Origin of the sequence: Lysinimonas soli (assembly GCF_042655435.1) — a bacterium.
In the GTDB taxonomy this organism is placed as follows: Bacteria; Actinomycetota; Actinomycetes; order Actinomycetales; family Microbacteriaceae; genus Lysinimonas; species Lysinimonas soli.
Map to the genome: position 1 here is coordinate 180,837 of NZ_JBHSMG010000003.1, position 22,158 is coordinate 202,994.

General features: G+C 68.8%; 21 protein-coding genes. 6 read left to right on the top strand and 15 right to left on the bottom strand.

Annotation, left to right across the window (positions count from 1 at the left end):
• Positions 1–111: 111 nt before the first annotated feature.
• The 5 genes from ACFPJ4_RS12640 to ACFPJ4_RS12660 all read right to left on the bottom strand — a co-directional run bounded on the left by ACFPJ4_RS12640 (position 112) and on the right by ACFPJ4_RS12660 (position 4,118).
• Positions 112–339, bottom strand: a complete 228-nt coding sequence (locus ACFPJ4_RS12640; RefSeq protein ID WP_386740802.1) for a YgaP-like transmembrane domain — start codon at positions 337–339, stop codon at positions 112–114.
• A 240-nt stretch (positions 340–579) separates the two neighbouring features.
• Positions 580–879 (bottom strand): metal-sensitive transcriptional regulator, encoded by a 300-nt coding sequence (locus ACFPJ4_RS12645; RefSeq protein WP_386740803.1) that lies wholly within the window; start codon positions 877–879, stop codon positions 580–582.
• On the bottom strand, positions 879–1,238 hold the full coding sequence (locus ACFPJ4_RS12650) for a rhodanese-like domain-containing protein (RefSeq protein WP_386740804.1): 360 nt from the start codon (positions 1,236–1,238) through the stop codon (positions 879–881). Before ACFPJ4_RS12650 ends, ACFPJ4_RS12645 begins: the two co-directional genes overlap by 1 nt.
• Complete coding sequence (locus ACFPJ4_RS12655; RefSeq protein ID WP_386740805.1) at positions 1,235–2,902, bottom strand: FAD-dependent oxidoreductase; 1,668 nt, start codon at positions 2,900–2,902, stop codon at positions 1,235–1,237. The genes ACFPJ4_RS12650 and ACFPJ4_RS12655 overlap by 4 nt, the downstream gene beginning before the upstream one ends.
• 52 nt (positions 2,903–2,954) lie before the next feature.
• On the bottom strand, positions 2,955–4,118 hold the full coding sequence (locus tag ACFPJ4_RS12660) for a TDT family transporter (protein ID WP_386740806.1): 1,164 nt from the start codon (positions 4,116–4,118) through the stop codon (positions 2,955–2,957).
• A 69-nt stretch (positions 4,119–4,187) separates the two neighbouring features.
• Here ACFPJ4_RS12660 and ACFPJ4_RS12665 point away from each other — a divergent pair, with 69 nt between their 5' ends.
• Positions 4,188–5,123 (top strand): LysR family transcriptional regulator, encoded by a 936-nt coding sequence (locus ACFPJ4_RS12665; protein WP_386740807.1) that lies wholly within the window; start codon positions 4,188–4,190, stop codon positions 5,121–5,123.
• Between the two features lie 23 nt (positions 5,124–5,146).
• Here ACFPJ4_RS12665 and ACFPJ4_RS12670 read toward each other — a convergent pair whose 3' ends face one another.
• Together ACFPJ4_RS12670 and ACFPJ4_RS12675 are read right to left on the bottom strand one after the other, a co-directional pair.
• On the bottom strand, positions 5,147–5,485 hold the full coding sequence (locus tag ACFPJ4_RS12670; protein ID WP_386740808.1) for a DsrE family protein: 339 nt from the start codon (positions 5,483–5,485) through the stop codon (positions 5,147–5,149).
• A gap of 16 nt (positions 5,486–5,501) precedes the next feature.
• Positions 5,502–5,939: an OsmC family protein gene (locus tag ACFPJ4_RS12675; protein ID WP_386740809.1), complete on the bottom strand. Its 438-nt coding sequence runs from the start codon at positions 5,937–5,939 to the stop codon at positions 5,502–5,504.
• Positions 5,940–6,013: 74 nt separating this feature from the next.
• Here ACFPJ4_RS12675 and ACFPJ4_RS12680 point away from each other — a divergent pair, with 74 nt between their 5' ends.
• On the top strand, positions 6,014–6,283 hold the full coding sequence (locus ACFPJ4_RS12680; RefSeq protein ID WP_386740810.1) for a glutaredoxin family protein: 270 nt from the start codon (positions 6,014–6,016) through the stop codon (positions 6,281–6,283).
• Positions 6,284–6,344: 61 nt separating this feature from the next.
• Here ACFPJ4_RS12680 and ACFPJ4_RS12685 read toward each other — a convergent pair whose 3' ends face one another.
• The 4 genes from ACFPJ4_RS12685 to ACFPJ4_RS12700 form a co-directional block, all read right to left on the bottom strand.
• Positions 6,345–7,970, bottom strand: a complete 1,626-nt coding sequence (locus tag ACFPJ4_RS12685) for a flavin-containing monooxygenase (RefSeq protein ID WP_386740811.1) — start codon at positions 7,968–7,970, stop codon at positions 6,345–6,347.
• Between the two features lie 140 nt (positions 7,971–8,110).
• Positions 8,111–9,058 carry a 3-hydroxyacyl-CoA dehydrogenase gene (locus tag ACFPJ4_RS12690; protein WP_386740812.1) on the bottom strand — a complete coding sequence of 316 codons (948 nt, stop codon included), beginning with the start codon at positions 9,056–9,058 and terminating at the stop codon, positions 8,111–8,113.
• On the bottom strand, positions 9,055–10,302 hold the full coding sequence (locus ACFPJ4_RS12695; protein ID WP_386740813.1) for an iron-containing alcohol dehydrogenase: 1,248 nt from the start codon (positions 10,300–10,302) through the stop codon (positions 9,055–9,057). Before ACFPJ4_RS12695 ends, ACFPJ4_RS12690 begins: the two co-directional genes overlap by 4 nt.
• Entirely contained in the window at positions 10,299–11,795 is a 1,497-nt protein-coding gene (locus ACFPJ4_RS12700) for an NAD-dependent succinate-semialdehyde dehydrogenase (RefSeq protein ID WP_386740814.1), read from the bottom strand. Before ACFPJ4_RS12700 ends, ACFPJ4_RS12695 begins: the two co-directional genes overlap by 4 nt.
• Positions 11,796–11,947: 152 nt before the next feature.
• Between ACFPJ4_RS12700 and ACFPJ4_RS12705 the strand changes: the two genes are divergently transcribed.
• Together ACFPJ4_RS12705 and ACFPJ4_RS12710 are read left to right on the top strand one after the other, a co-directional pair.
• A complete protein-coding gene (locus ACFPJ4_RS12705) occupies positions 11,948–12,667 on the top strand; it encodes a GntR family transcriptional regulator (RefSeq protein ID WP_386740815.1) in 720 nt (239 codons plus the stop codon).
• A gap of 220 nt (positions 12,668–12,887) precedes the next feature.
• Positions 12,888–14,615 (top strand): sigma-54-dependent Fis family transcriptional regulator, encoded by a 1,728-nt coding sequence (locus ACFPJ4_RS12710; protein ID WP_386740816.1) that lies wholly within the window; start codon positions 12,888–12,890, stop codon positions 14,613–14,615.
• Positions 14,616–14,624: 9 nt separating this feature from the next.
• On the opposite strand, the gene ACFPJ4_RS12715 is transcribed toward ACFPJ4_RS12710, so the two are convergent.
• From ACFPJ4_RS12715 to ACFPJ4_RS12730, 4 genes are all read right to left on the bottom strand, one after another.
• Positions 14,625–15,647, bottom strand: coding sequence for an ABC transporter permease (locus ACFPJ4_RS12715; protein WP_386740817.1), 1,023 nt, complete (start codon positions 15,645–15,647; stop codon positions 14,625–14,627).
• Positions 15,644–18,196: an ATP-binding cassette domain-containing protein gene (locus ACFPJ4_RS12720; protein ID WP_386740818.1), complete on the bottom strand. Its 2,553-nt coding sequence runs from the start codon at positions 18,194–18,196 to the stop codon at positions 15,644–15,646. Before ACFPJ4_RS12720 ends, ACFPJ4_RS12715 begins: the two co-directional genes overlap by 4 nt.
• A gap of 27 nt (positions 18,197–18,223) precedes the next feature.
• A complete protein-coding gene (locus ACFPJ4_RS12725) occupies positions 18,224–18,943 on the bottom strand; it encodes an SDR family NAD(P)-dependent oxidoreductase (RefSeq protein WP_386740819.1) in 720 nt (239 codons plus the stop codon).
• Positions 18,944–19,015: 72 nt separating this feature from the next.
• Positions 19,016–20,170 carry a substrate-binding domain-containing protein gene (locus ACFPJ4_RS12730; RefSeq protein ID WP_386740820.1) on the bottom strand — a complete coding sequence of 385 codons (1,155 nt, stop codon included), beginning with the start codon at positions 20,168–20,170 and terminating at the stop codon, positions 19,016–19,018.
• A gap of 250 nt (positions 20,171–20,420) precedes the next feature.
• Between ACFPJ4_RS12730 and ACFPJ4_RS12735 the strand changes: the two genes are divergently transcribed.
• Both ACFPJ4_RS12735 and ACFPJ4_RS12740 read left to right on the top strand, forming a co-directional pair.
• Positions 20,421–21,335 carry an alpha/beta hydrolase fold domain-containing protein gene (locus tag ACFPJ4_RS12735; protein WP_386740821.1) on the top strand — a complete coding sequence of 305 codons (915 nt, stop codon included), beginning with the start codon at positions 20,421–20,423 and terminating at the stop codon, positions 21,333–21,335.
• Between the two features lie 48 nt (positions 21,336–21,383).
• Entirely contained in the window at positions 21,384–22,154 is a 771-nt protein-coding gene (locus ACFPJ4_RS12740) for an SDR family NAD(P)-dependent oxidoreductase (protein WP_386740822.1), read from the top strand.
• Positions 22,155–22,158: the final 4 nt, after the last annotated feature.

Here is a 22,158-nt window from a genome sequence, read left to right on the forward strand (position 1 = left end):
GTCGTGTTCTCCATCTTCGTCCGGCTCAGCGGGCTTCACACAAGCAGGGCCCGACTAAGACCGTCCCAAGATACCGTCACGGGCGACCGGCTCGAGAACGCGCGTCGCGGATCACTTCGACGCGAACGAGGCCCGGAGCTTCTTGCCGGAGAACGGTCTACCCGCGAGCGGTGCGAGCAGGCAGAAGTCGAAGATGCCGGCAGCGGCCACGATCGCACCGACCACCGCGAGGATCCACCAGTACCCGCCGAGCCAGGCTCCGAGCACGAGAAGCGCGACGCCGACGATCCCGCGAACCCAGCGGCCGGTGGTCGAACCGAGGAACTTGAGGATGAACATGACGCCTCCTTTCGAATGTCTCGACCGTAATCCGGGTGGCCCGTGCCCACCACGGCCGAAGGTCCTACGCGGGGCAGGTGCAGAGTTCGGCCTCGGGCACGCCCTGCAGGGCGGCGTCGATGTGCTCTCCGCATCCGGCCCAGGTGATCTTCTGACAGGTGCTGCAACGGATCTGACGGCACATGGTGATGTGCTCCTTTCGAGTTATCGGGTGAGAGTAGTGAGTGGGGTGGGGACTGGTCAGGCGAGGGTCAGGAAGAGCTTCTCGAGCTCCTCGACGGTGAGCGCGTCCTCGCCACCGTCACCGGTGAGGCAGTCGCGCATGGCGGCCGAGACGATCGTGAAGCCGGCGCGGTCGAGCGCGCTCGAGACGGCGGCCAGTTGGGTGACCACGTCCCGGCAGCTGCCTCCCGCTTCGACCGCGGTGATCACGGCGGTCAACTGGCCCTGCGCCCGGCGCAGGCGGTTGAGCACCTTCTTCTGCTCGGTGGCACGCTTGTGCTCGAGCGCAGTCTCGTCGTTCGCGTCGATGATCGTCATCAGACCGTTCCCTCTCGTCCGTTCTTGTTCACCACGCGCCCGCCGGCGTGCCGCCAGGCGCTCATGCCACCTCGCACCGACGAGACCTCGTACCCCTTCGCGGCGAGGATGCGGGCCGCCGAGGCCGACCGCATGCCCGACTTGCAGACCGTGACGAGGTGCACGCCGCTCGGCAGCCGATGGGCGCGCTGCTCGACCGACTCCAGCGGCAGATGGGTGGCGGCCGGCGCGTGACCGGCGTTCCACTCCGCGATGCTGCGCACGTCGACGAGCAGGCCGCCCTCCTCGACGATGCGTCGAGCGGTCGCGCCGTCGACGGTGGCGAACGGCTTGGCGAACAGTCTGCTGAAGATGCTCATGCGAGTTCCTTGGGGGTCAGAAGGCGAGTGGATGCTCCGGCTCGCCAGGTGAGGTAGCCGCCGTCGAGGTTGCGCACGGCCACGCCGTGCTGAGCGAGCAGGCGGGCGGCGGTGTGTCCGCGCTGGCCGACCTGGCAGTGCACGATGACGTCGCGACCGGCCACCTCGCCGATCCGCTCGCGCAGTTCGTCGACGGGGATGTTGACCGCGCCCGGAATCCGGCCGGCGCCGTGCTCGGTCGCGGTGCGCACATCCACGAGCAGTGCGCCGAGGTTGAGTTCGGAGTCGAGCTCGTGCCATTGCAGGGTGCGCGTCGCGCCGGTGGCGACGTTGTCGGCGACGTAGCCGAGCTGGTTGACCGGGTCCTTCGCCGAGCCGTACTGCGGTGCGTAGGCCAATTCGAGTTCACGAAGACCGGATGCCGTGATGCCCGCCGACATGGCGGTCGCCAGCACGTCGATGCGCTTGTCGACCCCCGAGCCGCCGACGATCTGGGCTCCGAGGATCGCGTCGCTATCGGCATCCACGAGCAGCTTGATGTGCATCGGCTCCGCCCCCGGGAAGTAGCTCGCGTGCGAGGAGGGATGGGTGTGGATGACGCGGTGCGGCCGCCCGGCATCGCGCAGCCGCTTCTCGCTCCAGCCGACCATCGCGATCGTGAGGGAGAAGAGCGCGACGATCGCGGTACCGATGGCGGGCGCGGCGACGCCGGCGATCCCCGCGATGCTGTCGGCCGCGGCGCGGCCGTGCCGGTTGGCGAGGCCGGCCATGGTCACGAGGGCGCCGTGTCCGTCGATCGCGTCGACCTTCTCGCAGCCGTCGCCGGCCGCGTAGATATCGGGATCGCTCGTGCGCTGGTTCTCGTCGACCCAGATCCCCCCGCTGGGTCCGATCTTCAGGCCGGCGTCCCGGGCGAGCGAGACGTCCGGGTGCACACCCGTTGCGTCGATGATGAGGCTCGCCGCGATGCGGGAGCCGTCGCTCAACTCCACGCCGCCGTCAGCGGGGCCGACCACGGTCGTCGAGGTGCGCACCTCGACTCCGGAGGCCAGCAGTTCGTCGCGCACCAGCGCCGACATCTCGGGGTCGAGGGGCGACAGCACGTGCTCGCCGCGCTGCACGAGCACGACGTGGAGTCCGCGGTGCACCAGGTTCTCGACGGCCTCGAGGCCGATGAACCCGCCGCCGATCACGACGGCCGTGGTGTCGCCGTGCACCTCGGCCAGGTCGCGGACGATCTGGTCGACGTCGTCGACGGTGCGCAGCGTGTGGGTCGGCACGCCGCTGGATCGGAGGGCGGGCGTGGTGCTCGCCCCGCCGGCCAGGATCAGCACGTCGTAGCCGTGCTCGGCGAACTCGCCCGTGTCGACTGCGCGCACCGTGACCGTGTGGCCTGCACGATCGATGCCGATCACCTCGTGACCGGGGCGCACGTCGAGCCGGAAGCGGTCGGCCAGGCCCTGCGGGGTCTGCAGAAGCAGGGAGCGGCGGTCGGTGATGGCGCCGCCGACGAAGTACGGCAGTCCGCAGTTGGCGAACGAGACGTAGGGTCCGCGCTCGAAGACGGTGATCTCGGCGTTCTCATCCAGGCGACGCAGCCTCGTGGCGGCGGACATCCCGGCCGCCACGCCACCGACGATGAGGATCCTGCGTGCTGTGGTCATGGGACCACTATACCCTAGGGGGTATAAATTCGCCAGGTGCTCCGCGTGCTGGTCAGGTCCGGGCGGCGGGCGGCAGGAACAGGCTTCCTCGGATGAGGCTGCCGTGCACGGTGCGGATCGCCACCGTCACCCAGGCGGCGAGCAGAGCGACGAACGCGAGCACGGCGAGCACCTGGAAGGCGACGAGGCCGGTGTGCGCCGCCAGCCCCGAGATCCCGGTCACGCAGGTCCCGACGGGGAAGGTGAACGACCACCACGTCAACGAGAACGGCAGGCCCCGCCGCGCGGTGCGGAGGGTGATGGCCGCGGTCACCGCAGCCCACATCGCCGCGAACCCGAGCACCGGAACGCCGTAGATGACCCCGAACAGCTGCAGCGCATGCGCCGTCGAGGCATCGACCGCGAAGTGGGCGTTGCCGCCCAGCAGGTTCGCGGCCGTGATCGACTGCCCGAGCGGCCCGAGCACGATCCAGAGGGTGGGCACCATCGGAGCGGCCCCGATCTTGTGCTGCGTCAGACGCGACCAGATCAGCGCGATGACGACGAGCGAAGCGATGAGGCTGAGGCCGAACATGGCGTAGCAGCCGTAGAGCATCGTCTCGCGCGCCTGACCGGCGGGCAGGAAGGGAAGCAGCAGCGCGCCGGTCGAGGCCGAGACCATGGGCGGGACGATCGGCATCAACCAGCCGCCGAAGGCCGCGTCGGGCGCCACCCGATGAGTTGTGAAGGTCAGATAGGGGATCGCGACCGCGCTGACCAGCCCGAGCAGCGTGCCGAGCGACCAGAGCACCGCGTCGATGCCGATCGCCACGGGGAGTCCGACGACGTCGCGGCCCAGCAGCAGCGTCCCGGCCCCGACCGTGAGCAAGGCCATGGGCGGGGCGCCGTAGAAGTGAGCCATCACGGGATTGCGGTGATGGCTCTTCGCGGTCGCCGGATGCGAGATCCAGTGCACGACCACGGCGGCGGTCAGGGCGAGCAGCATCGTCGCCGCGATCAGGTAGACGACGGTCGCGGCCGCGCGAAGCCCCGGGAGCTGCTGCGGCAGGGTCGCCGCGGCGTTCGCGACGATGCCCGTGCCCATGATCGACGCGTACCAGTTCGGCGTGAGGTTGCGGAACAGATCGCGAGGCCGCTCGAGCTCGGTGAGCAGTGCGCGCGGGCGGCGGGGCGCGAGGCGGGCGGTCGGCGGAAGGGTCCGGATGGTCTGGGTCACGGAGCCATCGTGCGCGCCGTGTTCCGGCGGCAGAAGATCGATATCCTGAGGCAGCCACAATCGACGCTTGTGACCGAGGACATGAACGAGCCACAGATCACCGACCTGGTCGCGCTCCGGATGCTGCGCGCCATCCGGGACGGCGGCAGCATCAGCTCCGCCGCGCTCCAGTTCGGTTTCACGCAGCAGGCGGTCTCGGCGCGGATGCAGAAGTTGGAGCTCCACCTCGGGTTGACGCTCCTCGCCCGCGGACCCCGGGGCACCGCGCTCACGCAGGCCGGGCTGTTGGTCGCCGAGTGGTCGGCGGAGCTGCTCGACGAGGCCGACCGGCTTCGCGGCGCCGTCGCGGCGTTGCGATCGTCGGGAAGCCGGCTCCGCGTCAGTGCGAGTCTGACGATCGCCGAGTATCTGGTGCCGGGTTGGCTGGTCGCGCTTCGACGGCATCCGGTCGGTGAGCACGTCGTCGTGGATCTCAGCCCCGAGAACAGCGAGGGCGTGATCGCCGCGGTGCGCGCCGGCTCGGCCGACCTCGGCTTCGTCGAGACCGCCGAGTTGCCGGACGACCTGCAGACCCGCCTGATCGCGAGCGACGAACTGGTGGTCGTGGTCGCCCCCGACCACCGCTGGGCCCGCGGTCGGCGACAGGTGTCGGTGCACGACTTGGCCGTGACGCCCCTCGTGACCCGCGAACCGGGCTCGGGCACCCGACGCAGCCTCGAGGTCCTGCTGCGAGATCACGACCCGGCGCTCGTGCTCAGTGCGCCCGCGGCGGAGTTGCAGACGGCCGCCGCGGTGCGGGCGGTCGCGGCATCCGGAATCGCCCCCGCCGTGCTGAGCGCGCTCGCCGTGCGCGACGACATCGCCCTCGGACGGCTGGTGGCCGTGCGCGTGCGCGAGGTACGGCTGATCCGTCCGCTGAGCGCCATCTGGCGATCCGACCGCGCACCCGCCGAGGCGGCATCGGCCCTGCTCGAGGTGGCCGCGCACACCGAGCCGCGCCGCTGACGCGCGCCCCTCGGATCAGGCCGTCAGATCCGGATGTACGCCCAGCCCTCCCACTGCCGTTCGGCGAGGTAGACCGCTGCGGCGGGAACCGTCGTGACACCGTCGCGCAGCTCGGCCGGGTCCAGCCCGGCGGTCTTCATGCTGTGAGCGCAGGCGTGAACCTGCACTCCGTCGAGCACCGTGTCGATCCCGAGCCGCCGGGTTCCGGCGACCGTGAGGCCCTCGACGGCCGGACCCTGCACGACATAGTGCACGTCGGCGTCGGGCAGCAGCTCGCCGAGTCGACGGCTGATGTGCGCGCCCGAGGCGACGTCGTCGGTGTCCCGCCCGTACACATGCACGATGACGTGCTTCGTCTCCACCGGTTCCTCCAGCCGATCAGCGCGGATGCCCGCTCGGAGAGACTGCCACGACCGTCCCGTCGACCGCGCACACCGCCGCGAGCGTGTTGTAGACCGTGCCGAACTTGCGCAGATTCCTGTGCACCAGCTCGAGGCGGTGTGCGGGCTCTGCGGTGGTGATCCGCAGCTCGTAGCCGATCTCGGTGAAGCGGGGTGGGACATCCTGACGGCGGGCGACGACCTCCACCTCGGCGCTGTCGTAGTGGAAGTCGAGCAACTGGCCGGCGCGCTCCAGGTTCTTGAGCAGGCAGGCCGAGAACGCGGCGGCGAGCAGCTCCGCCGGGCCCGGCAGCCCGGACGGTTCGGATGCCCAGCTCCGATCGAAGCGGACCGTCTCGGCGCCGAACTCGGCCTCCGCGACGCCGGGCAGCGTGGTGTGCGCGTGGACCGTGTAGCTGGTGGGGGCCGTCTCCATGCAGCGCAGCCTAGGTCCGAGCCGGCGGATCGCGTGAGGACCTTGGGCCCGCGGGTCGGTCGTAATATCGTCGTATGACTCTCGACATCCCGCAGTTCGAAAAAGTGACTCTGTTCGGTACGGCCACCTGTGCGGATTGCCTCCGGTCTCGAGCCGAGCTCTCACGTCTGGGCGTCGAGTACGACGACATCGACATCGCCGCCGACGGCGACGCGGCCGAGCTGGCGCAGGCGATCAGTGGCCGCACGAGCACGCCGGTCATCGTCTTCCCCGACGGCGAGCACCTCGTCGAGCCGAGCAACGACGAACTCGGAGCCAAGCTGCGGTCGCTCGCGATCGTCTAGAACGCGAACCGCGACGACGAAGGGCCCGTCCTCACCGGACGGGCCCTTCGTGCGCGAGTGCCTAGGCCGTGACCGAGCTGCCGGCGAGGAACGACGCGTATCCCGACTCGGCTGCCTGGCGGCAGAACTCCTGGTAGACCTGGCCGCCGCCCATGTAGACCTGGAACTCCAGCGGTTTGCCCGGGATGTTCGCGCCCATGAACCACGCCTTGGCCTTCATCCCCTCGGAGGCCATGACCGTGGCGTTCCCGGCCCGAACGACCTCCTCGGCCCACCACTGCTCCGATTCGGGCGTCGCCTCGAGGCGCTCGATGTCGTTCTCCTGCGCCCACTTGAGCGCGTTCTGCAGCCACTGCGCCCCGAGCTGGATCGGCACGATCAGGTTCGAGTACGGGGTCTGGGGACCGAGCGACATGAAGAAGTTCGGGAAGCCGTTGACCGAGATGCCCAGGTTGGAGCGAAGACCCTCCGTTGCCCACTTCTCGCGGAGCGTCAGCCCGTCGCGGCCGACGATGTCGATGAAGGTCAGGGTGCCGGTCATCGCATCGAAGCCGGTGGCGAAGATGATGACGTCGAGCTCGTAGACCGTGTCGCCGATCTTCACGCCCTCGGGCGTGATCTCCGAGATCGGCGTGGTCTTCGCGTCGACGAGCGTGACGTTGTCGCGGTTGAACGCGGCGTAGTAGCCGTGCCCGGTCGGGATGCGCTTCCCGTTGAACGAGTAGTCGCGCGGGCTGAGCAGTTCCGCCGTCGCCGGGTCCTTCACGATCTCGCGGATCTTCGAGCGGATGAACTCGGAGGCGAGTTCGCTCGACGCGTGGTCGGTCGCCAGGTCGTTGAACGTCTCGTTGGCGAAGTGGAAGCCGCCTTCGTTCCACTTGCTCTCGAAGATGCGCCGGCGCTCCTCCTCGTCCACCTCCTGCGCACCATGGGGTGCCGGCACCATGTCGACGCCGAACGGGTGCGCGGCGGCGCGCTCGTAGATCTCGTCGTAGTGGTCGCGCACGTACTGCATCTGCTCCGGTGTGACGGCTTCGTTCGTCGTCTCGACGATGTAGTTCGGCTGTCGCTGGAACACGACGAGCTCCCCGACCTCCGGGGCGATGGTCGGCAGGATCTGGATGCCCGAGGCGCCGAGACCGATGAGCCCGACGCGCTTGCCCCGCAGGTCGACGCCCTGGCGGGGCCAGCGCGCGGCGTGGTACTTCTCACCGCGGAAGGTCTCGATGCCCGGGATGTTCGGCCACACCGGCTGGGACAGCACGCCCATCCCGCTCACCAGGTACTTCGCGCTGAGGGTCTCCCCGTCGGTCGACGTCACGCGCCATACGTTGTCGACCTCGTCGTAGACCGCCCGCTCGATCCGGGTGTTCAGCTTGATGTCCTTGCGGAGGTCGAGTCGATCGGCGACGAAGTTCAGGTACGCGAGCACCTCCTCGCCGTTGGGGTAGCGCTGGGTCCAGGTCCACTCCTCGCGAACCTCCTTCGAGAACGAGAACGAGTAGTAGCTGAACTCGCTGTCGGTGCGGACCCCGGGGTAGTTGTTGATCCACCAGGTTCCGCCGATCCCGTTGGCACCGTCGACGACGAGGGTCGACATGCCGATCTCGCGCAGATGGTGCAGCAGTGCCAGGCCGGAGAAGCCGGCGCCGATGACGATGGCGTCGTAGTCGGTTCGGGTCGTCATGGGCAATCCTTTCGTCATCGACGACCGTCGTCGGTCATCGAAAGATCATGTTCGGATCAGGATGACGCCCGCGAATGCCCGGCAGGGGCGTTGTCGCAGAATGACGCATCGCCGTCTCACAGTGAGGCGGATCGGCGCGGTCAGGCCCGCGGGCGCGGTGCGGAATCGGCGCGCGCAGCGATGTCGAGCAGCTGCTCGTCGCGCCAGCGGACGCGCTCGTCCCACTGATCGAGGGGGAGCGCCGCCCGCCGTTGCCTCGTCACCTCGGCGACGAGTTCGGGGGTCCAGGGGTCGTGCTGTCCGCGCTCGGCCCCCATCCGCTCGTACGCCGGTCCCATCTTCTCGGCGTGCGACTCGATTCCTCCGCGGGTGTTCAGGTCAGAGGTCTCGAAGGGTCCGATCACGCCCCAGCGGCGACCCAGTCCGAGGCGGACGATCGTGTCGATGTCGTCGACGGTGGCGACGCCGTCACGGACGAGGCAGTACGCCTCGCGCAGCAGCGCGCCCTGGAGCCGATTGAAGACGAAGCCCTCGACCTCCCGGCGCACACGGACGGTCGTCAGCCCGGCCCGGCGGTAGATCGACTCCGCCGTCGCCACGATGTCGTTGCTCGTCGCGGGGGAGGGGACCACTTCGATGACGGGGAGCAGATACGGCGGGTTGCCCGGATGCCCCACGAGCGTCCGCTCGGCGCCCGGGCCATCGCCGACAATGGCGCTCGCCGTGAGCGCCGAGCTCGAGGTCGCCAGGACGGTATGCGGCCCGCTCGCGGCGGCCAGTTCGGCGAAGAGCTCGCGTTTCAGCTCCAGACGCTCGGGCGCGCACTCCTGCACCAGGATCGCCCCGTCGACCGCCTCGGCGATCGATGCTGCGGTGGTCACGCGGGCCGCGAGTTCCTCCGGCGGCTCGTCGAGCAGTCCGTGCGAGGCGAGGAGCTCCAAGCGGGCAGCGAGCTCGCCGAGGGCTCGCTCCAGCGCGTCGGGGAAGGGGTCGGTCAGACGCACCTCGAATCCGGCTCGGGCGAACAGCGCGCAGAATGCCACGCCGATGGAGCCGGCGCCGACGACCGCGACGCGCTCCCGGATCACGTCTCGTCCCACCACGAGTGATCGGCGTCGTACCCGCGGCGCAGGATCTCGAGGATCGCGGCCTTGTCGAGTTCGCGCGGGTTGTTCGCCGTCAGGCGCGTCGCCAGGAGCGCCTGATCCGCCACGAAGTCGAACTGATCGGGCGTGAGGCCGAGGGCCTTCAGATCGGTCGGCGTTCCGATGGCGGCCAGGATCGCGTCGATCCGCTCGATCGCCAGGTGCGCCTGATCGAGCTCGCTCTGATCGGCGGTCGCGACGCCCAGGATGCGACCGAGCTCGGCGAACACCGCGACCCGCTGAGGCAGGTTGAACCGCATCACGTAGGGAAGCAGCGCACCGACTCCGAAGCCGTGGGCCGTATGCGTGAGAGCGCCGATCGGCGACTGGATGGCGTGGGCGGCCGCGGTGCCCGCCGTGTTGATCGCCATACCCGCGCAGAAGGCCGCGAGCATCGTGTCCGAGCGAGCCTGCAGGTCTCCCGGGTCGGCGGCGACGCGCTCGAGCGAGGTGGCCAGCAGCGACAGCCCGTGGGATGCGAAGACGTCGGTCAGCACGTTCTTGCCGACGTACAGCTTGGTGCGCAGCTCTTCGGGGTCGGGGTTCTTCGCCCGGTCGGTGAACGACTCGACGAGGTGGGAGAGGGCATCGGCGCCGGTCGCGGCGGTGAGCCCGGGAGGGCAGCTCAGCGTGAGTTCCGGATCGATGACGGCGGCGTAGGGCTCCAGGAAGGGGCTGGCGACCCCGATCTTCATGCCGCGGTCGCCGTCGAAGACGACGGCGATGCACGTCACCTCGGCACCCGTGCCGCCGGTGGTCGGCACGGTGATCACCGGAAGACCCGGCCGGGGAACCTGGAACTCTCCGTAGTAGTCGCGCACCTCCGCCCGATGGGGAAGCACCACGGCGCTGACCTTGGCGAGGTCGAGGCAGCTGCCGCCGCCGATGCCGAGGACGGCGTCGACTCCGCTGTCGCCGAAGCGCTCGACGACGGCGAGGATGTTCTCGCGCGGCAGGTCGGGCTCGGCGTCCGAGTAGATGGAGACCCGGATGCCCTCGGCGGTCACCGCCTCGACGATCTCGATGAACTCCTGCGTCGTGGCCATGCGCGCATCCGTGGTGATCAGAAGGTGCGTCGCGACCTCCCGCACGATCTTCGGCAGCTGCCGACGCTGTCCTGGTCCGAAGAGAACCTGCTTGGGCTGGCGCAGCAGGCCCAGCCCGAGTTCGTTGGTGTTGACGTTCATCGCTTCGTTCCCGTCGTCTCGTCGACCGTGATGGCCAGGTACTTGGGCTCGAGGAACTCGTAGATCCCGTCGTGCCCACCTTCGCGCCCGAGGCCGGAGGCTTTGATACCGCCGAAGGGGGCGGCGGGGTCGGCCATGATCCCGCGGTTGATCCCGACCATGCCGAACTCCAGGCGTTCGCTGGCGACGATCGCCGAGGAGATGTCCTCGGTGAAGAGGTAGGCGGCGAGCCCGTAGCCGGTGTCATTGGCGAAGCGGATGGCCTCCTCGGTCGAGTCGACCGTGTAGATCGTGGCGACCGGGGCGAAGAGCTCCTCGTTGGCGAGCGCGGGATCGGGGGCCGTGATCTTCAGCACCGTCGGCTCGTAGAAGTAGCCGGGGCCGGCGATCTCGCGGCCTCCCACGAGCAGCTCGGCACCCGACTCGACGAGATCCCCGACGAGCCGACCCAGTCGATCGCGTTGATCGGACGAGATGACGGGGCCCATGTCGACCGCGTCGAATCCGTCGCCCACGCGCAGGGCCCGGGTGGCCTCGACGAACTTCCGCGTGAACTCCTCGGCGATGGAGGAGTGCACGATGATCCGGTTCGCCGCGACGCAGGCCTGCCCCGCGTTGCGGAACTTGCAGATGATCGCCTGCCCGACGGCCAGGTCGATGTCGGCGTCCTCGAGGACGACGAAGGGGCCGTCGCCGCCGAGTTCCATCGAGGCGTTGGTGATGTTCTTCGCGGCCTGCTCGAGCAGGGTGCTTCCGACGCCGGTGGAGCCGGTGAAGCTCACCTTGCGCAGGCGCGGGTCCGCCATGATCGTCGACGAGATCCGCGCCGAGGAACGGGTGTGGATGAGGTTGACGACTCCCGGAGGGAACCCGGCGTCGTGCAGGGCCTCGACGAAGACGGCCGAGGTGAGCGGAGTCTCCTTGGCGGACTTCGTGATGACCGTGCAGCCCGCCGCGAGAGCGGCCCCGGCCTTGCGCGCGATCATGAGGAGCGGGAAGTTCCAGGGCGTGATGAGAAGGCTGGGCCCGACCGGTTGGTGGGTGGCGACCACGCGGTAGCCCCCCGTCGAGCCGGACGCGTACGTGCCGTGGAGGTGCGCGATCTGCTCCGCGTACCAGAGGAAGAAGTCGGCCGAGAGCTGGAACTCGCTGCGCGCTTCGGCGAGGGGCTTCCCGCTCTCGAGCACCATGATCTCGGCGATCGTCTCGGCGCGTTCCATCAGGAGGGCATGCGCCCGATGGAAGAGGTTGGCGCGCGCCCTCGGCCCCCAGGCACGCCAGTCGTCCTGTGCGGCGACCGCGGCCTCGAGCGCCGATCGCGCGTCGGCCTCTCCGCCGTCGGCCATCTCGGCGAGGATCTCGCCGTTCGCGGGGTTGACGACCGGGAAGGTGGACGGCGTCGAGCGCCATTCCCCGTCGATGTACAGGCCGGTTCGCACCGTGTGCGCGCGGAGGGTGACGGTCGCTGCGGTGCTGGTCGACAGAATGGTCATGGTCAAGGCCTCCTGGTTGCTCGCGATCAGTGCCGTGCTCGATCCGGCGTCGGCCCACTGTGTCGTAATCTCGTATTACGGTACGGGACTCCAGGCGGCGGGAATCAGGTCGGCTCAAATTGAGACAGACTGCGACAAACGAGGAGGCATGGGTGTCAATCCAGCGTGGATCGGTGCAGGGGGCGAGGGTCGAGCGTCACGCGGCGCCGTTGCGGCAGCAGGTGGTTCGAGCCATGCGTGAATCCATCCTGGAAGGCGAGTTGAGCCCGGGGGAACGGCTTCTCGAGAGCGCGCTCTGCGAGCGCTACGACGTGTCTCGCACGGTCATCCGCGAGGCCCTTCGCCAGCTGGAGTCGGAGAGCCTGATCACGGTGCTGCCGAACCGCGGGCCGATCGTCACGGTCCTGCAGCAGCACGACATCGAGGCCCTCTACGACGTCCGTCGCGCCCTCGAGGGCCTCGCCGGCGAGCTGTTCGCCCGGAACGCATCCGACGACACCGCAGCGAGACTGCAGGAGCACCTGCGCGACATGGACGGGCTCTACCTGCACGGCACCGTCGAGACGCGTGAGCAGTCCAAGGAGGAGTTCTACCGGATCATGCTCGAGGGAGCGGGAAACGACGTGCTCGCCGCCTCCCTCACCGGCATCCACACCCGGATCGGACTGTTCCGGCGATACGCCTTCGTCGACGACACCCGGGTCTCGATGTCGATGGAGGAGTTGCGTCGCATCGTGCGCGCCATCGCGGTTCACCGTGATCCGGTCGACGGACGGGCGGCCTGCGAGGAGCACATCCGGCTCGCCGGTCAGCTCGCCATCCTCGAGTACGGACGGCGGCAGCCGCACCCGGGGGCGCCGGCGCCCGAGTGACGATCGCCGAGTAGGGCGATTAGCGACTTTCACTAATACCGTATTACGATGTGAGCGGCGCGGTCGGTGATCTCAATTTGAGACCCAAGGGTCTCGATGCGCGGGATTTGCCGTACCGTGACCTGCCACGGGTCTTGCATCCGCGGCGAACTCCCCTCAACGTCGAGGTAGTGCCGAATCGACGGCGAGGGTGCGGCGACATACCCTAGGAGCCCACTTCGTGTCTCTCGCATTCGATTCACAACGACAAATCCAATCGGCCAAGGACGAGATCCTCGGCCAGGGTCCGGCGGCCTTCGCCCCTGACCTCGAACTCGTCCGCTCCTGGGAGCGGTCCAAGGCCGCGATCGGCGTGCCCTCGAACATCCGCGACGTCCCGCAGGTCGCGGACGAACTGCTCGACGCGCATCTGCTCGACATGTTCCGCGCGCCCCTGACGAAGTTCTCGGACGACCTCTCGGGTACCGGACTCGGACTCCTTCTCGCGGATGCCAAGGGGCAGATCCTGCAACGCTGGAGTCACGACTCGTCGGTGGTCCAGCATCTCGATCGCCTGGGAACCATGCGCGGCGCGGTGCTCGCCGAGGACGTCGTCGGCACCAACGGCGTCGGCACCGTGATCGCGACGGGCAAGACCGTCCAGATCAACGGGACCGAGCACTTCGCCGACTTCTACAGCACCGCGATGTGCACGGGGGGACCGATCCGGCATCCCCTCACCGGCAAGCTGTTGGCCGTCATCACGCTCTCGTCCGAGCTCTCGCCGAAGAGCAAGCTGCTCCTGCCCCTGCTGCACTCGGTGACCACGCAGCTCGAACAGCACGTGCTCGATGTCGAGCAGCCGGAATCGCGGCGCATGTTCGATGCGTTCCTGTCGATCAGCCGGGACGCCACCGGGCCGGTGATCGCCTTCGGGCCGCAGGGACTGATGATGCAGAGCCGATCGGCGAGCCGGTTGAGTTCCGACGACCTCGCCCTTCTCCAGCGGATGCTCGAGGACGGCCGTCCGGCCGGGCGCTATCGGCTCGAGCTCTCCGATGGCGCGGTCGACCTGCAGCTGACCACCCTCGACCACGGCGATCACGTGGTCATGGCGATGGAGAAACAGCTCTCGCGGACTCCGGTCCCGGCGCCGCGGCCTCGGGCGCCGCTCGCGGGACGATCCTCTGAGTGGCTCGCCGCGGTCAATGTGCTCGGTCGGCAGCGGGACGCCTCGGTGCCCCTGATCATCGCCGGCGAGCCCGGCGTGGGCAAGACCTCGCTCGCGCTCGGCTTCCCCTTCCGGCCCGGGTCGGTTCACGCCACGGGGAAGGTCGTGGATGCCGCCGAGCGCCACATCCAGGGACTTCGGAAGTGGCTGCAGTCGCTGACCGAGCGCTTGAGCACGGGGGCGCCGCTCGTCATCCGCGGTGTCGAGACCCTCGATGCGCCGGCGCTCGACGGCCTGCGTTCGGTGCTCGAGAACACCCCTCACCCGGGTCGCGTGCTGCTGACGCTCACGGCCGCCGATTCCGACGAGGCGGACTCCGCGGCTCGACGGCTCAACGCGGGGTGCCTGTGGCTGCCGCCGCTGCGCGAGCGGTTCACCGACATCCCCGCGCTCTGGCACGCGCTCTCGTCCGAAGACGCCGTCGGAGCCGGCCTCCAGCCCACGAGCGAGGCGATCGAAGTGCTGCGGGCCTACCGCTGGCCGGGCAACGTCAAAGAGCTCCGGGCGATCCTGGGCGAGCTCGTCCGCTCCGGCAAGAAGGGCGTCGTGACCCCCGAGGACCTTCCGGCGGCGATGCGCAGCGCCAAGGTGCTCAGCCTGATCGAGCGGGTCGAGCTCGAGGCCATCCGCAAGGCGCTGGATGAGGCGGAGGGCAACCGGGCCAAGGCGGCGGAGATCCTCGGGCTGTCACGCGCGACGGTGTACCGCAAGATGAAGGCGTACCACCTGACGGCGTGACCGTCCGCGCTAGCGCGAGTTCGCGGCCTCGATCGCCCGGGGCGGACGCGCCGCCGAGACACGGCGGCTGATCCGAGGGATGAGTTCCCGCACCAGCACGACGACGATCAGCACGACCGCCTGCGCGACGAGCTGCTGCGCATCGGTCCACCCGAGGGCGCGGAGGAGCTGTCCGAGCTGGGTCAGGAAGAGGGCCGCGACACCTGACGCGATGACGCTGGCCAGGCCACCGGTCAGGACGGTGCCGCCGAGGACGACCGCGGCGACGGTCGGAAGCAGGTAGCTGTCGCCCAGGAAGAGCTGCGGCGTCTGCGTGTAGCCCGCCAGGAGCACCCCCGCGGCGCCGTAGCAGACGCCCGCGAAGCCGTAGGCGAGGGTCTGATACAGGTTGACCCGGATCCCGAGCGCGATGGCGGCTCGCTCGCTGACGCCGACGGCCGTGAGCCGTCGCCCGATGATCGACTTCTGAGTCAGGAATCCGACGATGATGACCACCACGACGGCGATGATCAGGGTGTTGGGAATCCCGATCGTGCGCGCGAGGGCGAACCTCGTGAGCACGGCCGGCGCCGACGCGGGCGTCCCGTTCGCGAGGGCGAACACGGTGCCGAGCAGAAGGGCGTTCATCCCCAGGGTCGCGACGAGCGGGGCCAGCCGGAAGACCGTCACCAGCAGGCCGTTGACCAGGCCGGCGATTCCCGGTCCGACGACACCGAGGATCACGGCCAGCCATACCGGCCACCCCTCGTTCTGCGGGAGAGCGCTGGCCAGCACGGCGCCGAGGGCCATCATCCCGGGAACCGAGAGGTCGAGTCCCCGCTGCTGGATGACGAGGGTCTGGCCCGCGGCCGCGATCGCCAGAACCGAGGCGAACGGCAGCATGCTCAGCAGGGGAGCGACGCCGAGGCTGCCGGGAGCGATGATCGGGCTCAGTGCGAACAGGGCGATCGTCGCGATCCAGATGGAACTGGATCGGCCGGACAGGATCCGGCGCCAGCCCGACTCCGCGAGGGGGTTCCGAGGGGTGTTCATCGTGCCGCCTTCCGTCGTGCGCCCCGAAGGGTGGTGTAGGTGATCGCCGCCAGCAGCGTGATGACGCCGGGGAGCCAGTACCCCCATGCCGACGACAGCCCGAGGAACGGCGAGATGTTGAGCACCTGCTCGACCAGGAGTGCCGCCGCGAGCACCCCGAGGAACGATCCGCGCCCGCCGAACACGCTGGCTCCGGCGAGCACCACGATCGTCACCGAGGAGAGCGTGTACGAGATGCTGGGGGTGCCGTCGCCGATTCCGATCTGAGCCATCATGATGATGGCCGCGGGCAGCACGAGCAGCGAGCAGAGCAGGTACGAGAACAGCAGCACGCGGCGCGCGGGGATGCCCAGGCGTTCCGCCGCGTCGCGCCGCGAGCCGACCGCACGCAGCTCGACCCCCCAGCGGGTCCGGCGCAGGCCCCACTCGAGCACCAGCACGATGACCGTCGCCACGATCGTCACGACCGGCACGATTCCGACGCGGGAGCTGACGGCGCTCGTCACGGTTTCGGAGATCAGGCCGCCCGGTGTCGAGCGCAGCGACAGGTAGGCGCCCTGCAGGGCGATGAACATCGCGAGGGTCGCGACGACCGGGTTGATGTTGAAGCGGGTCACCAGAACGCCGTTGATCAGCCCGATGCCCGCCGCGCCGGCGATCATCAGACCGAAGCCGAGGAGGAAGTTGCCGCCGTCGACCACCCAGAACGACGAGACCACCACGAGGAAGCCCATCAGGGGACCGACCGAGAGATCGAATCCCGCTCCGAGCACCACGACCTGTTGAGCGGCTCCCACCAGGATCAGCGGCGCAGCCAGCAGAAGGAGGTTGTTGATGTTGAACGCCGAGAAGTAGCTCGGATTCGTGATCGACACGGCGACGCCGAGCAGCAGGAACAGCGCGCCCAGGACGGCCGCCGGCGAACTGTCGCCGCGAAGCCACCCTCGGAAGCCGCCGAATCGACCCCGGCGTGCGGGGGCGTGCTCGACCGTCGAGGTCGAGGTGAGCGCCGCACTGGTGATCGCCGACTCGCTGATCGCGTCGCCGGCCAGCTCCTCGACGATCGCGCCGCGCGACATGATCAGCACCCGGTCGCAGAGGCCCTGCAGCTCGACGCCGTCCGACGACAGAACGACGACCGCGGCGCCCTGCCCGGCGGCGTCGCGCAGGATCTTGTAGATGTCGACGCGTGCTCCGGCATCCACGCCTTGGGTCGGTTCCTCGCCCAGCAGGACGCGCGGCTTCGAGAGCAGCGTGCGCGCCAGCACGACCTTCTGCTGGTTGCCGCCCGAGAGCGTCGAGATCGCCGCTCGCGGTGACGAGGTCTTGATGGCGAGGTTGCGGATCTGCTCGAGCGCGGTGGCCATGATGCGGTGCTCGCGCACGATGCCGCCCGAGGCGACCTCGGGCAAGGTCTTCATGACGGCGTTCTCGCTGACGGCGAGAGAGAGGAAGACGCCCTCGCCGTGACGGTCCGCCGGCACGTAGACGGTTCCCGCGGCGGCGGCGGCCACGTTGCTGCCGACCTTGATGGGCTGACCCGCCACGCTGATCGAACCGGTGGCCGGGATGAGCCCGGCGAGGGCGCGGATCAGCTCGGATTGGCCGTTGCCCTGCACACCCGCGATGCCCACCACCTCTCCGGGGCGCACCGAGAAGGTGATGTCGTGGAAGTACTCGCTGGACAGGCGGTGCACTTCGAGCTGCCGGGAGTCGGATGCCATCACGCCGTCATCGGCCTTGTCGGGGAACACCGTGTCGAGGGCCCGGCCGATCACCCGCTCGATGATCTGGTCCTCGGTGACGTCGGCGGCGTCGAAGGTGCCGCGCACCTGGCCGTCGCGGAGCACCGTGATGCGATCGGCGATCTCCTTGACCTCCGGGATGCGATGCGAGATGTACACGACCGAGGACCGACCCGCGACGATCTCCCGGATGCGCCGGAACAGCCTCTGCGCCTCCTCGAGGCTCAGGTGCTCGGTGGGCTCGTCGAGGATCAGCACCCGGGGCTCCAGGGCGATCGCCTTCGCGATCTCGACGATGAAACGCTGCTCGACCGTGAGATCCGACACGCGGGTGCGCGCATCCACCCCCATCTGCCAGGGGTCGAGCCGGGTCTGCGCCCACCGTGGGGCGTTGCGCAGCCCGCCCACCCGGCGATAGCCGACCCCGATCGCCATGTTCTCGGCGACCGTGAGGTCGGGCAGCAGGGCGGGATCCTGACGGACGATGGCGAGGCCGAGCGATCTGGCCTCGTCGGGCGAGGCGCTCGACAGGTGCACCCCGCCGATCTCGACGGAGCCCTCGTCGGCCGCGAGCGCTCCGGACGCGACCGCCATCAGGGTGGACTTGCCCGCCCCGTTCTCGCCGACGAGCGCGTGCACCTCTCCGGCTCGCACCTCGAGGTTCACGTCGGTGAGGGCTCGGACGCCGGGGAACGACTTGCCGATCCCGACGAGCCGCAGCAGAACCTCGGCGTCGTCGGAGTGCAGGCGGTGCGGCTCATCGCGGGGGACGGCCTGCTCGTTCGCTTGCTCTGTCAGATTCACGCGGGGATCCTTTCGGGGTGCCGAGCGCTACTGCGCGAGGTATCCGCCGTCGATGACGAGTTCGGAGCCCGTCACGAAGCTCGCCTCGTCGCTGGCCAGGAAGAGCACGCCGTTCGCGATCTCCTCGGGCTGGCCGGCTCGGCCCATGGGCGTCTGCCCGACGACGTAGGCGTTGATGTCGGGGTCTTGCGACTCCGTCAGAGGGGTCCAGATGAATCCGGGATGCACCGAGTTCACCCGGATGTTCTCTTTGGCGTAGGTGATCGCGGCGTTCTTCGACATGTTGCGGACGGCGCCCTTGGTGGCGTGGTAGGCGTGACCGCCCGACACCGCCGCGGTTCCCCAGATCGACGAGATGTTGATGATCGACCCGCCGCCGTTGCTGAGCATGGAGGGGATCACCTCGCGCATGCCGAGCCAGACGCCGGTCTGGTTGATGCCGATGACCGTGTTCCAGTCGTCGAGCGAGAGTTCGTGGACGTTGTCGTAGATGATCACGCCGGCGTTGTTGACGAGGATGTCGACGCGACCGTGTCGCGCGATGACCTCCTCGACCACGGTCTTCCAGCCCTTCTCCTGCGACACCTCGAGCTGGAGGTACTCGATACCCTCCGGGAAGGTCTCGGATGCTCCGCGCCCGGTCGCGACGACCGTCGCCCCTTCGCGTGCGAAGGTCTCGGCGATCGAGCGACCGATGCCTCGGCCCGCTCCGGTGACGATTGCGACTTTGCCGGTCAGGCGATCCATGTCTGTGTCCTTTGCTGGTGCGGGTGCCGGCCCCGCCCATGAGCGGAGGCCGGCACCCGGTGTTCGAGAGGGTTACTTGAAGAGGTCCGACAGCTGCTGGACGGTCAGGCCGGACGACAGGATGGCGTCGTCGGGCAGGGCCTTCTGGCAGTTCGGCTGCTTCGACGAGTCGGTCGAGTCCTCGATGATCTGGAGGTTGAAGGTGCTCGGCTCGGTGTTGTCGATCCCGTTCGCCGCGGCGAGTCCCTTGTTGAGGGCCTCCTGGACGATCCAGTTGCGAGACGACTCCGTGGCGATCTGGTACTTCGGCTCCGTGTCCTTGTACTGGTACCAGAGGCACGAGAACTGGTTGGAGTCGTTGGCCGACCACGGCGGGATCGGCTGGTTCGCCGCGAGGAACGCGCGGATGCCGCCCACGGAGCCTCCGCCGTAGTCCGAGACGATTCCGTCGATCTTGCCGTACTTGGTGATCAGGCCGGCGACCACCTGCTGCGTCTTGCCGGGCTCCCAATCGGTGGCGACAGGTCCGTCGGTGTTGAGCAGCGTGATGCCGGGGTTCTTCTTGGCGGCCGCGACGACTCCGTCGTAGACGCCCTGCGAGTAGGAGTTGCCGGCGATGCCACCGAGCATGACCAGGTTGCCCTTGCCACCCATCGTCTTGATCGTCCAGTCGGCCAGGTTCTGGCCGTAGGTCCTGATGTCCTCGGCGACGAAGGCGGTGTAGTCCTTGCCGGGAACGCCACCGGGGGATCCGACGAACGGGACGACCTTGACTCCGGCCGCCGTCGCCTTCTTGATGGTCGGCAGCAGAGCCTGACCTCCGTCGACGAAGGTGACAATCACGTCGACCTTCTGGGCGACGAGGGAGTTGATGTCGGAGATGGCCTTCTGCGTGTCGCCCTGGGCGTCGGTGTAGAGCACCTTCTTGATGTTCTTGCACTTCTTGACGTCTTCCAGGAACACCTGCTTGGTGATCTTGCGCCAGGAGTTGCCGCCGAAGCCGTCGGCCAGTGCGACCGTCAGGGGCTTGGTGCCGCAGTACTTGGTGATCGAGCCGATGTCGCTCTGCACGCCGACACCGTCTGTGGTGATCTTCGCGGTCGAGGAGCCGGAGCCGGTTCCTCCGCTCAGGGAGCCGCTGGAGCAGCCGGTCAGAGCAAGGGCCGACACCATGGCGATCGCTGCGATCGCGGTGACCCCCTTGCGCGATTTCATCGAGATGTTCACATTCATCTGCTTTCTGTCGGTGAGGCCGGGGTCGTGCCGCTGAGTGCGGCAGATGTCATCGTTGACGCCGGCTCGGACTGTCTGTGATTGCACGGGGCGAGGTGCGCCCCCTGGGCTATGAGTCTCCGGGCTGCTCGTCGGCGCCCGGGCGTCAGCTTGAGACTCGGATGGGTCATTTTGCGACGGCCGGATTCGCGGGTCGCGGCAGGCGACATCCTGGTGCTCCAGCGACTTCGCGAAGGAGAGAACCGTGTCAGCACCTGTGCCCACCGACCTGCTCGGTCAGATGTATGCCGACTGGATCGCCGAGATGACGAAGTACCCCGACATGTCGCTCGGGCTGCTCCGCATCGTCTTCGAGGACTGGGCGAGGGCCACGACGGAGCCCACGGAGGTGTCGTACGAGGAGACGAGCTTCGGTGGCGTGCCGGGCATCCTGGTCATGCCGCGGGACAGCGACCCGAAGCAGATGGTCGTGCTCATGCACGGCGGCGGGTTCGCTCTGGGATCGTCCGCGACGCACCGCAAGCTGGCGGGCCACCTGGCCAAGGCCATGGGGACGTACGCCTTCGTCGCCGACTTCAGGCTGGCTCCCGAGACGCGGTTCCCCGGCCAGCTGCACGACGGGGTCGCGATCATCGACGCGCTCGTCGCCGACGGCTACGACATGCGCGACATCACCCTGGTCGGCGACAGCGCGGGCGCCAACCTGGCCCTCGGGATGGTTCAGATGCTGAAGCAACAGGGCAAGGCGCTGCCGGGCCAGGTGATCACGATGTCGCCGTGGCTCAACATGGAGAACAACGGCGAGACCCTCGTCACCAACAACGACACGGACTTCCTGATCGCGCCGGAGGGACTGCAGGGCAACATCGATCGCTACCTCGACGATCCGGCGCTGTGGACCGACCCTCTGGCGAATCCCCTGTACGCCGAGTACGCGGGCTTCCCGCGGCTGTACATCTGCGCGAGCCCCCAGGAATCCCTCTGGGACAACGCGACCCGCCTCGACGAGCTCGCGCGCGCCGCCGGCGTCGACGTCACGTTCTCCGCCGGTGACGGCATGCAGCACGTCTACCCGCTCCTGGCCGGTCGCGAGCCGCGCGCCGACGAGGAGATCGCACTCATCGCGGACTGGTACCGCGCGGGCCGCGCGCACCGCTAGTCGACCCGCTCACCTCCCCACCGACCGTGCTCCGCCGAAAGGAACGCCATGCCTCGTCTCGCCAACAAGGTCGCCCTGATCACCGGGGCGGCATCCGGGATGGGGCGGTCGACCGCTGAGCTGTTCGCGCGCGAGGGGGCATCGGTGGCGGTCACCGACGCCAACGTCGACCGCGGCAGGGAGACCGCTCAGGCCATCGTGGACGCCGGAGGCGTCGCCCGCTTCTGGGAGCTGGACGTCACGAGCGAGCTGAGCGTGGGATCCGTGGTCAAGGCCGCGGTCGAGCACTTCGGCAAGCTCGACGTGCTCGTCAACTGCGCCGGAATCATCGGCGTCGACAAGCCCACGCACGAGGTCGCCGAAGAGGAATGGGACGCGCTGTTCGCGGTCGACGTGAAGGGCGTCTTCTTCACGACCAAGCACGTGATCCCGCATCTCATCGCCAACGGCGGGGGGAGCATCATCAACTTCTCGTCGATCTACGGTCTCATCGGCAACGACGAGTTCACCCCGTACCACGTCGCCAAGGGGGCGGTCACGATGCAGACGCGGCAGGACGCCGCCAGCTACGGCCGCTACAACATCCGCGTCAACTCGATTCACCCGAGCACTGTGCTCACTCCCCTGGTCGAGGGGATCGCGTCCGCCTACGAGGGCGGCCTGCCGGCCTACGAGCGGATGATGACGGCCAACCAGTCGATCCGGCGTCTGGGCAGACCCCTCGAGGTGGCCTACGCGGTCCTCTTCCTTGCCTCCGACGAGTCGTCGTGGATCACCGGCGTCGGGCTTCCCATCGACGGCGGCTACACCGCCCGCTGACCTC

Excerpts from the sequence above, each read along its gene's own strand:
- ACFPJ4_RS12680 (WP_386740810.1), top strand. The coding sequence starts at position 6,014 with ATGACTCTCGACATCCCGCAGTTCGAAAAAGTGACTCTGTTCGGTACG.
- ACFPJ4_RS12650 (WP_386740804.1), bottom strand. The coding sequence starts at position 1,238 with ATGAGCATCTTCAGCAGACTGTTCGCCAAGCCGTTCGCCACCGTCGAC.
- ACFPJ4_RS12725 (WP_386740819.1), bottom strand. The coding sequence starts at position 18,943 with ATGGATCGCCTGACCGGCAAAGTCGCAATCGTCACCGGAGCGGGCCGA.
- ACFPJ4_RS12715 (WP_386740817.1), bottom strand. The coding sequence starts at position 15,647 with ATGAACACCCCTCGGAACCCCCTCGCGGAGTCGGGCTGGCGCCGGATC.
- ACFPJ4_RS12700 (WP_386740814.1), bottom strand. The coding sequence starts at position 11,795 with ATGACCATTCTGTCGACCAGCACCGCAGCGACCGTCACCCTCCGCGCG.
- ACFPJ4_RS12740 (WP_386740822.1), top strand. The coding sequence starts at position 21,384 with ATGCCTCGTCTCGCCAACAAGGTCGCCCTGATCACCGGGGCGGCATCC.
- ACFPJ4_RS12685 (WP_386740811.1), bottom strand. The coding sequence starts at position 7,970 with ATGACGACCCGAACCGACTACGACGCCATCGTCATCGGCGCCGGCTTC.
- ACFPJ4_RS12695 (WP_386740813.1), bottom strand. The coding sequence starts at position 10,302 with ATGAACGTCAACACCAACGAACTCGGGCTGGGCCTGCTGCGCCAGCCC.
- ACFPJ4_RS12645 (WP_386740803.1), bottom strand. The coding sequence starts at position 879 with ATGACGATCATCGACGCGAACGACGAGACTGCGCTCGAGCACAAGCGT.
- ACFPJ4_RS12640 (WP_386740802.1), bottom strand. The coding sequence starts at position 339 with ATGTTCATCCTCAAGTTCCTCGGTTCGACCACCGGCCGCTGGGTTCGC.
- ACFPJ4_RS12675 (WP_386740809.1), bottom strand. The coding sequence starts at position 5,939 with ATGGAGACGGCCCCCACCAGCTACACGGTCCACGCGCACACCACGCTG.
- ACFPJ4_RS12655 (WP_386740805.1), bottom strand. The coding sequence starts at position 2,902 with ATGACCACAGCACGCAGGATCCTCATCGTCGGTGGCGTGGCGGCCGGG.